The sequence below is a fragment of the Mesorhizobium ciceri WSM4083 genome, assembly GCF_000519305.1.
Lineage (GTDB): Bacteria > Pseudomonadota > Alphaproteobacteria > Rhizobiales > Rhizobiaceae > Mesorhizobium > Mesorhizobium ciceri_B.
Window position 1 is genome coordinate 430,191 of the sequence record NZ_KI912610.1, and the last position, 12,660, is coordinate 442,850.

Sequence of the window (12,660 nt, forward strand, 5' to 3'; positions counted from 1 at the left end):
GGATAGTTTTATCGTTGTGTGTTTCGTGTCGGCCGCCCAAAGCGGCTTTTGTGGTGGAGCGTAGGCGGATAATTGCGCTCTGGCAAACTCAGGAAGTTCCGGAAAAACCGGCTTCCCTTGCCTTTTCGTTCGCAATCCGCCCAAAAGCTTGTCAAAAATTACCATTGCAGGGAAATTACGTCAATAGTACTGACATAATCTCTTTCCCACGGAGAAATAATGACGGATCGAAGCCCAGCCGCCGGAAAACCGATCAGGACCGCGATGTCGGTCGAGGACGGCATCGACTTCGCCATCATTGAGCTGCTCTTCTTTGCCTATCGCGACTTCACCTCCGATCCGGACCAGATCCTGGCCGATTACGGCTTCGGCCGGGCCCACCACCGGGTGCTGCATTTCGTCAACCGCAGGCCGGGCCTGACGGTCGCCGAACTGCTCGACGTGCTGAAGATCACCAAGCAGAGCCTGGCCCGTGTGCTCAAGCAACTGATCGACACCGACCATGTCGTGCAGTTGCAAGGTCCGCGCGACCGCCGCCAGCGCGAACTTTATCCGACAGCCAAAGGCCGTGCGCTGGCGCTGGCGCTGGCGCGGCCACAGTCGCGCCGCATCCATGCTGCATTGGGGGATTCCGGAGTAACCGAACGGACCTTGGTGGAACGGTTCCTCGAAGCGATGGTCAATCCGGAACTGAGGGCGCAGATCGACGTTGGGTCCGCAAAAATGTCAGGGAAAAGCCATGGAGAGCACTGAACGGGTCGATCACGCAGCCGCGCCGGACGACGACGCGCCGCATCTGCTTGTCGTCGACGACGACACCCGCATCCGCAATCTTCTCAAGCAGTATCTGACCGAAAATGGCTTTCGCGTCACCGTCGCCGGCAATGCCGGCGAAGCCAGGCGCAAGCTTGCCGGCCTCGACTTCGACCTTCTGGTGCTGGACGTCATGATGCCCGGCGAGACGGGCGTCGACCTGACCAAGTCGCTGCGGGCCGAAAAGAACGTACCGATCCTGATGCTGACGGCGCTATCGGAGACCGACAGCCGCATCTCAGGATTGGAGGCTGGCGCAGACGACTACTTGCCAAAGCCGTTCGATCCGCGCGAGTTGATCCTGCGCATCAACAACATCCTGCGCCGCGGAGGCCCTGCGACCACGCCCAAGGTCGAGCAGCTGGTCTTCGGCCCCTACACCTTCCAGATCGCCCGGCGCGAATTGAAGCGCGGCGGCGAGGCGTTGAAGCTGACCGACCGCGAGCAGGAGATCCTGGCGATCTTCGCCGCGCGGGCGGGCGAGACGATACCCCGCCACGAGCTTGTCGGCGACGATTCGGAAGTCGGCGAGCGCACCATCGACGTCCAGATCAACCGGCTGCGCCGCAAGATCGAGCGCGATCCGTCCAACCCGGTCTGGCTGCAGACCGTACGCGGTATTGGGTATCGGCTCAGCGTGGAATAGAATGCCGCCTGCGGCCGGCTGAACGGCTGCGGGCAAGCGAAAAGAGCGAATGGCAACCACGGAACTGGAACAGCCGGGCAATGGCGGCTTGAGCGCACGCGCCGCGCGGACGCTGAAGGCGGTGCCGCGCGCCTGGAACCGCTTCTGGCGCCTTGTCTCGCTCTATATGCCCAAGCGGCTCTATGCCCGCTCGCTGATCATCGTCATCGCGCCGATGATCCTGCTGCAATCGGTCGTTGCCTTCGTCTTCATGGAACGTCATTGGGCAACCGTGACGCAGCGCCTGTCGCAGGCCACCGTGCGCGACATCGCCGCCATCATCGACCTGATCGAGACCTATCCGCGCGATGCCGACTACACCAACATCATCCGCATCGCCCAGGACCGCATGCAGCTGAAGGTCGACCTCCTGCCGCCCGACCCGCTGCCCGCGCCCGGCCCAAAACCGTTTTTCTCGATTTTGGATGATGTTCTCTCGTCGGAGATCACCCGCCAGATCAACCGGCCGTTCTGGATCGACACGGTCGGCAACTCCAACATCGTCGAGGTGCGCGTGCAGCTCGAGGGCAAGGTGCTGCGCGTCTTCGTGCGCCGCAGCCAGGCCTATGCCTCCAACACCCACATCTTCCTGATCTGGATGGTCGGCACCTCGCTGGTGCTCCTGATGATCGCCATTCCCTTCCTGCGCAACCAGATCCGGCCGATCCTGATGCTCGCCGAAGCCGCCGAAAGTTTCGGCAAGGGCCGGCCGATGCCGCGCGACTTCCGGCCGCGCGGCGCCGAGGAGGTTCGCCGCGCCGGCTTTGCCTTCATGCAGATGCGCGAGCGCATCGAGCGCCAGATCGAGCAACGCACCGCCATGCTGACCGGCGTCAGCCATGACCTGCGAACCATCCTCACCCGCTTCAAGCTGCAGTTGGCGCTTTCCGGCGGCAAGGCCGAGACCAAGGCCGCGCTCGACCAGGACATCGACGATATGCAGTCGATGCTCGAAGGCTATCTCGCCTTTGCCCGTGGCGAGGCTTCGGAAGACGCCGGACGGTTCGATCTCGAGGCCTATTTCGAGAAGCTCGACGAGGAAGCCAGGCTGCGCAAGCGCAAGCTGTCGACGACGCTTGCCGGAGAGCCCGATGTGCATGTGCGGCCCAATGCCTTTGCCCGGCTGATGTCCAACGTCATCGGCAACGCCTTCCGCTATGCCAAGACGGTGGAGGTCAACGCCACCCATGGCCGCGGCTCGCTGCTGGTCACCATCGACGACGATGGTCCGGGCATTCCCGCCGACCGACGCGAAGACGTGTTCAAGCCTTTCGTGCGGCTCGACGAGGCCCGCAACCTCGATGCCAGCGGCACCGGGCTCGGCCTGTCGATCGCCCGCGACATCGCCCGCTCGCATGGCGGCGACATCACTCTTGAAGACAGCCCGCTCGGCGGACTGCGCGCCATCATCAAGGTTCCCGCATAACCGGCACGATTCCGAAAAGTGGAGACTGGCTTCATCCGCCCGTCATGAAACCATGATCAAGAGCGCGCATGAAGCGCGCGACCTCAATTGATTCGGTCTTGCCGCCTCCCTTCGACCCCGTACCCGTCCGGGTGCGCTGGAGCGAAGCGAGAGCAGCAGGCTGGTCGCCGTTCCGGCATCGTCTCAAGGCAACCGTCGACCTTTCCTGCAAAGGGCCGCCATGCGCATATTGATGGTCACCGACGCCTGGCGCCCGCAAGTCAACGGCGTCGTCCACACGCTGGAGCGGCTCACCGAGACGCTGAAATCCTTCGATGTCGCGGTGGATTTCCTGACGCCGAACATCTTTCGCACCCTGCCCTTGCCGACCTACCCCGACATCAGGCTGGCGCTGACCACGCCCGGCCATGTCGCGCGCCTGATCGACGCCGGCAAGGCCGACCACATCCACATCGTCACCGAAGGACCGCTCGGCATCATGGCGCGGCGCTATTGCCGCAATGCCGACCGTCCGTTCACCACCAGCTATCACACGCGCTTTCCCGAATATCTCAGCGCACGGTTGCCGGTGCCGGAAAGCTGGGCCTATCGCTGGCTGCGCGATTTCCACAATTCCGGCCAGGGCACGCTGGTCGCCACCCAGTCGCTCGCAGACGACCTCTCGGCGCGCGGCTTCACCAAGCTGCGGCCGTGGACGCGCGGCGTCGACACCGACCATTTCCGGCCCGACAAGAAGAAGGACCTCGGCTTCCCGGGCCCGGTCTTCCTCTGCGTCGGCCGCGTCGCCATCGAAAAGAACCTCTCCGCCTTCCTCGACCTCGACCTGCCGGGCAGCAAGGTGATCGTCGGCGAAGGCCCCGAGCTTGCCAGGCTCAAGGCGAAATACCCGCAAGCACATTTCCTCGGCCACCGCCCCAATGACGAACTGGCCGAGATCTATGCCTCGGCCGACGTCTTCGTCTTCCCCAGCCGCACCGACACCTTCGGCAACGTCATCATAGAGGCGCTGGCCAGCGGCACACCGGTCGCCGCCTATCCGGTGACCGGGCCGATCGACATCGTCGGCGACGGCTTTGGCGGCGCGGTCTCCAACGATCTGCGCGAGGCCTCACTCGCCGCGCTCAACGTCGACCGTGCCGAAGCCCGCGAACGCGCCATGCGCTACAGCTGGAAGGTCTGTGCGGAAATGTTCATGGATACGGTCGAGGAAGCGCTGGGCACGACGCGCAAGCTGGCGGCCTAAAACAGCCGCCCGCCATCCGGCACCTTACGCTCGATCGCGCCGAGCACCACGGCGCCCTCTTCGTCGGGAAAGCCGAGCGTGAGCACTTCCGACATGAATGGACCGATCTGGCGCGGCGGGAAATTGACCACCGCAAACACCTGCCGGCCGATCAGCGTCTCCGGTGTATAGTATTTGGTGATCTGCGCCGACGATTTCTTGATGCCGATGCCGGCGCCGAAATCGATCTTCAGCTTGAATGCGGGCTTGCGCGCCTCCGGAAACGGTTCGGCCTCGACGATCGTGCCGGCACGGATGTCGACACGATCGAAATCGGCAAAAATGATCTCGGGCTTGCGCTCGCTGTTCGAACTCATCTTGGTCTTGTCTGCCTTAGGGGGACTCAGGCGTTGCCGTAGGTCTCGAACAGCACGCCGGCCAGGGCGTCCTTGGCCGAGGTTCCCGACCAGACGACGAACTGGAACGCCTGGAAATAGCATTCGCAGGCTTCCAGCGCCGACGACAGCAACACTTCGACCTGCTGGCTCGACGGCTCGACCCCGCCGGCCAGCAGCAGCGACTGGCGGAACATGATCGCGCCCTCCTGCTCCCAGAGGTCGAAATGGCCAAACAGCATCTGCTCGTTGATCAGCGACAAGAGCCGCATCACTTCCAGCGCGCGGGTCTCCGGCACCTTGATGTCGAAGGCGCAGGCCAGGTGCAGCGCCTCGAAATCCTCCATCCACGAAAAGGAGACGTGATAGTCGGTCCAGCTTCCGGCAACCGAGATCGAAATCTCGTCGTCGCCGGCCCGCTCAAAGGACCAGTCGTTGTTGTGGGCCACCTGCTCGATAACATCCACCGGATGGATTTCGCGGGAGAATTCGAGTTCGAGAAGTTCCATGGAATGCTTCCTGTCGTTCTGTACGAGCGCCGCCACACGCTCCGCGGGAGGGCACACACAACGAACAATCTTGTCTAGAACTCGGACGGCCAGGACTTTCTTCGCGCAAAAGACTACTTCTCGACGCAAAGACCCCAGACCGGACCCCACCGCCCGGTCGCATGACCCAGCTCCGAATCATGCAACAAATTCAGTCTATTGATCGGGAGTCGCGTGAACAGCCCAATTTTTCGCACTGCGTCATTCGCATGTGGAAAGCCGCTGTCACAAAGATTCATGCAATGCCGTTAAGCGATTCACGGCAAAGCGCTTTTCAGGATCGGGCTATGTGGAAAAGTTTAACGATTATTTTTTTGTGCGCGGCTTGGCCGCCGTCGCCGGTGTGGCGTCGCCGGCCAGTTCGGCAAGCTTCGCCTCGAGCGCCTCGATGCGGGCGGCAAGGCGGGTGTTTTCTTCCCGCGCCTTGGCGGCCATCTCGCGCGCGGCTTCGAACTCTTCGCGCTGCACCACGTCCATGGTGTTGAGAATGCGTTCGGCCTGCCCCTTGAAGGCCGTCTCCACCTCCCGGCGCACGCCCTGGGCGGCGCCGGCGGCGTCGGTCATCAGCTTGGCGAATTCATCGAGAATGCGGTTCGGTCCGGTCGACATGGCAAATCCTCGCTTGCTTGAATTGAGTTAGTGGCGCTGCGCGTCGAATGCAAGCATGTTGCGCCGCGCTGCGGCATCAAGTCGAGGGCGCCCACCTTGCCTTGACCCTGCCAAAACCCTGCCGCATGGTCCGCGACCAAATGCGATCGCAACCGAGAGCTCCCCGTTGAACGAATATTTCCTGCTGCCGCTGGCCTCCCTGCCCTTCCCCAACATCAACCCGATCCTCATCCAGATCGGGCCGCTGGCGGTGCACTGGTACGGCGTCGGCTATATCGTCGGCATCCTGTTTGCCTGGTGGTATGCCAAGCGGCTCGCCGGCAATGCCAGGCTGTGGCCGAACGGCGTCCTGCCGATGAAGCCGGAGGATCTCGACGATTTCATCGTCTGGGCGGCCATCGGCGTCGTGCTGGGCGGCCGCACCGGCTATGTCCTGTTCTATGATCTGGCGCGCTACATCGCCCACCCGCTCGACATCTTGGCGGTCTGGCAAGGCGGTATGTCGTTCCATGGCGGCCTGCTCGGCGTCATCCTCGCCATGACTCTGTTTTCCATCAAGCGCGGCATCCGCACCTGGTCTCTGTTTGACGTCGTGGCGGCCGGCGTGCCGGTCGGCCTTGGCCTGGTGCGCGTCGCCAATTTCATCAATTCCGAGCTTTGGGGGCGGCCAACCGACGTGCCCTGGGCTTTCGAGTTTCCCAATGGCGGGCCGTTTGCCCGCCATCCGAGCCAGCTCTACGAGGCGCTGCTCGAGGGTGTGGTGCTGTTCCTCGTGCTGCGCGTCCTCACCCATTCGCGCCTCAAGCTGAAGACGCCGCGCTTCGTCGGCGGCGCCTTCATCTGCGGCTATGGCCTGTCGCGCATCTTCGTCGAGTTCTTCCGCGAGCCCGACCAGCAGCTCGGCTATCTCCTCGGCACCAACTGGCTGACCATGGGCATGATCCTGTCGTCGCCGATGGTGCTGGCCGGCATCTGGGCGATGGCGACCGCCAAGCCGGTGACACAGCCGCAGCCGGCATGACACGGCTGAAGACCCGCATCGTCGACCTGATCGAGGCCCTGGGGCCGCTTCCCGTCAACGAGTACATGGCGCTCTGCCTGTTCGACCCGGCGGACGGCTACTACACGACGCGCGAGCCTTTTGGTGCGGGCGGCGACTTCATCACCGCGCCGGAGATCAGCCAGATGTTCGGCGAACTGGTCGCCGTGTGGCTTTATCAAGCCTGGCTGGCGAGCGGCCGGCCGCGGTCGGCCACCATCGCTGAGATCGGACCCGGCCGCGGCACGCTGATGAAGGACATGCTGCGCACGCTGTCGCGGCTCGATCCTGACCTGGCCAACGGCGCCACCTTCGCCATGATCGAGACCAGCCCGCGCCTGACCGAGGTGCAAAAAAAGACGCTTGGCGTCACACCTTTCGCGGTTGGCTGGCATGAAACCATCGAGACCTTGCCGCAACAATCGCTGTTCATCGTCGGCAACGAACTGTTCGACGCCGTGCCCATCCGCCAGTTCATCCGCGCCGGCGCCGGCTGGCGCGAGCGCATGGTCGGCCTCGACGAGACCAACGACCTTTGCTTCTTCGCCGGCGCCGGCGCGGTCGACCCGACGCTGCTGCCCGCCGATGCCGCTGACGCGCCCCAAGGTTCGATCGCCGAAGTGGCGCCAGCCCGCACCGCGCTCATGGCAACAATCGCCGAGCGCATATTCAGGCATGGTGGCGCCGGCCTGTTTCTCGACTACGGCCATCTCCAGTCGGGTGTCGGGGACACGCTGCAGGCCTTGCGCAGCCACGATCACGAAGATGTGCTGGCCAATCCCGGTGAGGCCGACCTCACCTCTCACGTCGATTTCGCCGCCCTTGCCGCGATCGTGCGTGCACATGGCCTCGAAGCCCATCTGACGACACAGGGCGACTTCCTGCTCGGCATGGGCATCCTCGAGCGCGCCGGCCGGCTTGGCGCCGATGCCGGCCAGGCGGCGCGCGAAAAGATCGCCGGCGACGTCGAGCGCCTCGCAGGGCCGCAAGCCATGGGCGAGCTGTTCAAGGTGCTTGCGGTACTGCCTCGCGGCGTGGCGGTTCGGCCCTTCGCCGGGGCGGATTGACTTTTTACCGCCGCCCCTCCCAATCTCCCGTCCGCGCTTTGCGGCGCCTGTTCTCGACCAAGCACCTTCTTCTTGACGAAACCGCCCACACGGACAACAACGCCCGCATGCTGAATCAGACCAAACCGGATCCCGTTCGGTCGCCGCTGCTGGACAAGGCGCAGGCACAAGGCATCCGCCACGGCTATTTCACCCGCATCGGCGGTGTCTCCAGCGGCATCTACCAGGGCCTCAACATCGGCACCGGATCGAATGACGACCAGGCGCTGGTCGCCGAGAACCGCGGCCGCGTCGCCGCCTGGATGGGCGTGCCGGCGAGCCATCTGTTGACCGCCTGGCAGGTCCATTCGCCCGACGTCATCATCGTCAGCGAACCCTTTGCCGGCGAGCGACCCAAGGCAGACGCCATCGTCACCGACCGGCCGGGCATCGCCATCGGCGCCTCGACCGCCGATTGCGGCCCCGTGCTGTTCGCGGATGCTGAGGCGCGCATCATCGGCGCCGCGCATGCCGGCTGGAAAGGCGCGTTCACCGGCGTGCTCGAAAACACCATCCTGGCGATGGAAAGCCTCGGGGCCCGGCGCCAAAACATCGTCGCCGTGCTAGGCCCCTCCATCGGCCCGCAAAGCTACGAGGTCGGCCCGGAATTCGTCGCCCGCTTTGTCGAAGCCGACGCCGAAAACATCGTCTATTTCGCACCGTCCGCCAATGCCGGCCATGCCATGTTCGACCTCAACCGCTACACGGTTGACCGGCTGGCCAAGGCCGGCGTGACGGCTGAGGGGCTCGACCGCTGCACTTACGCCGAGGAAGGCCTGTTCTACTCCTACCGGCGCACCACGCATCGCAAGGAGCCCGATTACGGCCGGCAGGTTTCGGCAATTGTCTTGGAGAGGGAATAATGGCGCTGCATTTTGAACGATCTGAATTTGACGCGCGGCGTGACCGGCTGATCATCGAGATGGCCGAAAAGAAGCTCGACGCCATCCTGCTGTTCGCGCAGGAGAGCATGTACTGGCTGACCGGCTACGACACGTTCGGCTTCTGCTTCTTCCAGTGCCTGGTGGTGAAGGCCGACGGTTCGATGGTGCTCCTGACCCGCTCGGCCGATCTGCGCCAGGCGCGTCAGACCTCGATTATCGACAACATCGTCTTGTGGACGGACCGTAATGGCGCCAATCCGGCGGTAGACCTGCGCAATCTGCTCAACGAACTCGACCTGCTCGGTGCCCGCATCGGTGTCGAATACGACACCCACGGCCTGACCGCGTTCAATGGCCGCCGCCTGGACGAGCAGTTGCAGACCTTCGGCCAGATCGCCGATGCGTCCGGCATTGTCGGGCGGCTGCGCCTGTTCAAGAGTCCGGCCGAGATCGCCAAGGCCGAAAAGGCCGCCAATCTCTCCGACGATGCGCTCGACGCGGCGCTGCCGCTGATCAAGCAAGGCGGCGACGAAGCCCTGATCCTGGCCGCCATGCAGGGTGCGATCTTTGCCGGCGGCGGCGACTATCCGGCCAACGAATTCATCATCGGCTCCGGCGTCGATGCGCTGCTGTGCCGCTACAAGGCCGGCCGCCGCAAGCTTACCAAGAACGACCAGCTGACGCTCGAATGGGCCGGCGTCTTCAACCACTACCATGCGCCGATGATGCGCACGGTGCTGACCGGCAAGGTGTCGAAGCGCCATCAGGAACTGTTCGACGCCGCCCGCGCGGCACTCCTGGCTGTCGAGAAGGCGATGATGCCGGGCAACAGCTTCGGCGACGTCTTCGATGCGCATGCCCGCACCATGGAGGCGCACGGCCTCACCAAGCACCGGCTGAACGCCTGCGGCTATTCGGTCGGCGCCCGCTTCACCCCGTCCTGGATGGACATGCCGATGTTCTACCAGGGCAATCCCGAACCGATCGCGCCCAACATGACGCTGTTCGCCCATATGATCATCATGGACTCCGACACCGAGACGGCGATGACGCTTGGCCGCACCTACCTGACCACCGAATCCCAGCCCAAGCCGCTGTCCCGCCATGATCTCGACTTGATCGTAAAGTGAATCCACAATGGGAGGCGTTCTTCGCCAAGGAGTTAGAAGGCAAATGAGACGATCGCATGTGACGACCGTGTCATTGCTTGTGGCATTGGCTCTTGCCGCCTGCACCAACGCAAAGGACGTGCTCGAACCGTCGGCGATCACCCCGCCGGCGTCGTCGACCCAGACGCCCGCAACGTCAGGCAACACGGCAGCAACGGTTCCGGCCGGGCCCGCCACCAGCACGGCGGGCGCTCCCGCAACCACCGCCGCACCGGTCACTTCAGCCCAAAGCGCCGCCATCCTGTCGAAGACCCGCCTGCAGATCGCGCCGATCGTCGGCGCTTCGGTGGAAGCCGCGACACCTCTGACGGCGGAATTGCAGACCCGCGCCAGGCAGCGCGGCATCACGCTCGCCGGCAGCGCCGACCAGACCGTGACACATGTGCTGAAGGGCTATTTCTCGACGATGTCGGAAGGCGCCGACACCACCGTCATCTATGTCTGGGACGTCTATGATCCCGCCGGCAACCGCCTGCACCGCATCAACGGCCAGCAGAAGGCGCCGTCGGTGAAATCCGGTGCCAGCGCGGGGGGCGACAGCTGGAAGGGGGTCTCGCCGGCCACCATGCAGGCGATCGCCGACCAGACCATCGACCAATTCGCGGCCTGGCTCGGCGGCAAGGCGGGCTAGAGGCATCGGACCCCAAAGTGGAGACGGTTTTGGGAAAATCCGATGCCCAACGGGAAGAAGGAGCAGCACAAGTCCGCTGCTCCCTGTTGCAGCCCGGCGATGGCGCGGAGCTTTCTTGAGTTTAGCCGGCGGATTCCCGATCTCGGCGCTTGCAATACCGGCGCGGGCCGCTAAAAGCCCGGTTAAAGGGCGCAAGCGAGTCCGTCAGGTCTCATCATCCTCCACCAGGAACCGTGCATGAAACTCTTCGCGGGCAATTCCAACAGGGTGCTGGCCGAAGCGGTCGCCCGGTACCTCAACGTCCCGCTGGGCAAAGCCACGGTCAGGCGCTTCGCCGACCAGGAAATCTTCGTCGAAATCCAGGAAAACGTGCGCGGCGAGGATGTCTTCATCCTGCAATCGACCTCGTTCCCAACCAACGATCATTTGATGGAATTGCTCATCATGATCGATGCCTTCATGCGTTCCTCGGCCAAGCGCATCACGGCGGTCATCCCCTATTTCGGCTACGCCAGGCAGGACCGCCGCGCCTCCGGCCGCACGCCGATCTCGGCCAAGCTGGTCGCCAACATGATCACCCGCGCCGGCGTCGACCGCGTTCTGACGCTTGACCTGCATGCCGGCCAGATCCAGGGCTTCTTCGACATCCCGACCGACAATCTGTTCTCCGTGCCGGTGATGGCCCGCGACGTGAAGGCCAAATACAAGCAACTCGGCAACGTCGTGGTCGTCTCGCCCGACATTGGCGGCGTGGTCCGCGCCCGTGCGCTGGCCAAGCGCTTCGATGCGCAACTGGCCATCGTCGACAAGCGCCGCGAACGGCCCGGCGAATCGGAAGTCATGAACATCATCGGCGCGGTCGCCGGCAAGGATTGCCTGCTGATCGACGACATCGTCGATTCCGGCGGCACGCTGTGCAACGCCGCCGATGCTCTGCTGGCCAACGGCGCCACCAGCGTCACCGCCTACATCACCCACGGCGTGCTGTCGGGCGGTGCGGTTGCCCGCATCAGCGGCTCGAAGCTGCAGGAACTGGTGATCACCGATTCCATCCAGCCCACCCAGGGCGTGCTCGACGCGCCCAACATCCGCGTCATCTCGATCGCCGACCTGATGGGCGAAGCCATTTCGCGCACCGCGACCGAGGAATCGGTATCGAGCCTGTTCGACTAATTTAGGATCGGCACCCGCTCCCTAAGGCGCAGGGATTTCCAACCGAACCGGCCCGATCAGGCGACGAGCGACTTCGACGCTCTCGCGTGCGCCGCGCATATAGCCGCGCGGCGAGGTCCCCAGCATGCGCTTGAACATGGTGATGAAGGCCGGCACGCTGTCATAGCCGAGATCAAGCGCCACCCTGGTGATCGGCTCGCCGTCCGCCAGCCTGGGCAGCGCCGCGAACAGGCAGGCCTGCTGGCGCCATGTCGACAGCGACAGGCCGGTCTGGCGCTGGAAAGCGCGCGTGAACGAACGCCGGCTCATGCCGGTTGCATCGGCCCATTCATCGATCGTCGCGTGCGGCGATGGTGCTGCGACGAAGCGCCGGCACAGCGCCGACAGCCTTGGGTCGGACGGGAATGGCAGCCCGAGCGGCCGTTCCGGCAAGGTCGGGATTTCGTGCAGCAAAAGGTTCATGATCAGCCCACCACGTCCTTCCAGAACGCCGCCTTGCGGCAGCTTTTCCGATTCCACGATCAGGCTGTGCATCAGGTCGGTGACGCCGACGACGCGCAAGCCTTCGGGCAGCCCGGGGATCGCCTGTGGCATGACATACACCGAACGCATCGAGACATCGCCCAGCATCTCGACGGAATGCTCGGTGCCGGCTGGAATCCACATCGCGTGGTCGGGCGGCACCATCCAGCGCCCGTAGCGCGTCGTCACCAGCACCACGCCGACAAGCGCATGCAAGAGCTGGCTGCGGCTGTGGCGGTGCTGCGGCACGCGGTAGCCGTCGGGATATTCGGTCGGCAATGCCACCGCCGGCCCCGCCACTTGCTCAAGCCACTGCCAGCGGCTCTCGTGCAACTGGCCGAGATTGGCATTGCCGGCGTGAAAGACTTCTTTGCCGTGCGGCATTCGATATGGCCCACTCGCGAAACTATTGGACCAAACCACGAAAGAAGTCGTGTC

At 64.1% G+C, this 12,660-nt stretch carries 14 protein-coding genes; 10 read left to right on the forward strand and 4 right to left on the reverse strand.

All coding sequences use genetic code 11. From position 1 onward, the window contains the following. The first annotated feature begins 219 nt into the window (after nt 1-219). The 4 genes from MESCI2_RS0128130 to MESCI2_RS0128145 all read left to right on the forward strand — a co-directional run bounded on the left by MESCI2_RS0128130 (nt 220) and on the right by MESCI2_RS0128145 (nt 4,167). On the forward strand, nt 220-753 hold the full coding sequence (locus tag MESCI2_RS0128130; protein ID WP_027039379.1) for a MarR family winged helix-turn-helix transcriptional regulator: 534 nt from the start codon (nt 220-222) through the stop codon (nt 751-753). Continuing rightward, entirely contained in the window at nt 740-1,459 is a 720-nt protein-coding gene (locus MESCI2_RS0128135) for a response regulator (RefSeq protein ID WP_013530014.1), read from the forward strand. Before MESCI2_RS0128130 ends, MESCI2_RS0128135 begins: the two co-directional genes overlap by 14 nt. A gap of 49 nt (nt 1,460-1,508) precedes the next feature. After that, the gene (locus MESCI2_RS0128140) at nt 1,509-2,924 is read left to right on the forward strand and encodes an ATP-binding protein (RefSeq protein ID WP_027039380.1); all 1,416 of its coding nucleotides are present in this window, start codon (nt 1,509-1,511) and stop codon (nt 2,922-2,924) included. Between the two features lie 220 nt (nt 2,925-3,144). Further along, nucleotides 3,145-4,167: a glycosyltransferase family 4 protein gene (locus tag MESCI2_RS0128145; RefSeq protein WP_027039381.1), complete on the forward strand. Its 1,023-nt coding sequence runs from the start codon at nt 3,145-3,147 to the stop codon at nt 4,165-4,167. Here MESCI2_RS0128145 and MESCI2_RS0128150 read toward each other — a convergent pair. The 3 genes from MESCI2_RS0128150 to MESCI2_RS0128160 form a co-directional block, all read right to left on the reverse strand. Continuing rightward, the gene (locus MESCI2_RS0128150; protein ID WP_027039382.1) at nt 4,164-4,523 is read right to left on the reverse strand and encodes a tRNA-binding protein; all 360 of its coding nucleotides are present in this window, start codon (nt 4,521-4,523) and stop codon (nt 4,164-4,166) included. The two genes, MESCI2_RS0128145 and MESCI2_RS0128150, sit on opposite strands and share 4 nt — an antisense overlap. A gap of 26 nt (nt 4,524-4,549) precedes the next feature. Continuing rightward, the gene (locus MESCI2_RS0128155; RefSeq protein ID WP_013893499.1) at nt 4,550-5,050 is read right to left on the reverse strand and encodes a YbjN domain-containing protein; all 501 of its coding nucleotides are present in this window, start codon (nt 5,048-5,050) and stop codon (nt 4,550-4,552) included. A 345-nt stretch (nt 5,051-5,395) separates the two neighbouring features. Further along, nucleotides 5,396-5,698: an accessory factor UbiK family protein gene (locus MESCI2_RS0128160; protein ID WP_013530008.1), complete on the reverse strand. Its 303-nt coding sequence runs from the start codon at nt 5,696-5,698 to the stop codon at nt 5,396-5,398. Between the two features lie 166 nt (nt 5,699-5,864). On the opposite strand from MESCI2_RS0128160, the gene lgt reads away from it, so the two are divergent. From lgt to MESCI2_RS0128190, 6 genes are all read left to right on the forward strand, one after another. Next, nucleotides 5,865-6,719, forward strand: a complete 855-nt coding sequence (gene lgt / locus MESCI2_RS0128165; protein WP_027039383.1) for a prolipoprotein diacylglyceryl transferase — start codon at nt 5,865-5,867, stop codon at nt 6,717-6,719. After that, nucleotides 6,716-7,804 (forward strand): class I SAM-dependent methyltransferase, encoded by a 1,089-nt coding sequence (locus MESCI2_RS0128170; protein WP_027039384.1) that lies wholly within the window; start codon nt 6,716-6,718, stop codon nt 7,802-7,804. Before lgt ends, MESCI2_RS0128170 begins: the two co-directional genes overlap by 4 nt. Before the next feature lie 107 nt (nt 7,805-7,911). Further along, complete coding sequence (gene pgeF, locus MESCI2_RS0128175) at nt 7,912-8,706, forward strand: peptidoglycan editing factor PgeF (protein ID WP_027039385.1); 795 nt, start codon at nt 7,912-7,914, stop codon at nt 8,704-8,706. Then, a complete protein-coding gene (locus MESCI2_RS0128180; RefSeq protein ID WP_027039386.1) occupies nt 8,706-9,857 on the forward strand; it encodes a M24 family metallopeptidase in 1,152 nt (383 codons plus the stop codon). The genes pgeF and MESCI2_RS0128180 overlap by 1 nt, the downstream gene beginning before the upstream one ends. Before the next feature lie 43 nt (nt 9,858-9,900). Further along, complete coding sequence (locus MESCI2_RS0128185) at nt 9,901-10,527, forward strand: hypothetical protein (protein ID WP_027039387.1); 627 nt, start codon at nt 9,901-9,903, stop codon at nt 10,525-10,527. 237 nt (nt 10,528-10,764) lie between these two features. After that, nucleotides 10,765-11,700, forward strand: a complete 936-nt coding sequence (locus tag MESCI2_RS0128190) for a ribose-phosphate pyrophosphokinase (protein WP_013530002.1) — start codon at nt 10,765-10,767, stop codon at nt 11,698-11,700. Between the two features lie 21 nt (nt 11,701-11,721). Here the strand turns inward: MESCI2_RS0128190 and MESCI2_RS0128195 are convergent, their stop codons facing one another. Continuing rightward, the gene (locus MESCI2_RS0128195; protein WP_027039388.1) at nt 11,722-12,606 is read right to left on the reverse strand and encodes an AraC family transcriptional regulator; all 885 of its coding nucleotides are present in this window, start codon (nt 12,604-12,606) and stop codon (nt 11,722-11,724) included. Nucleotides 12,607-12,660 lie beyond the last annotated feature (54 nt).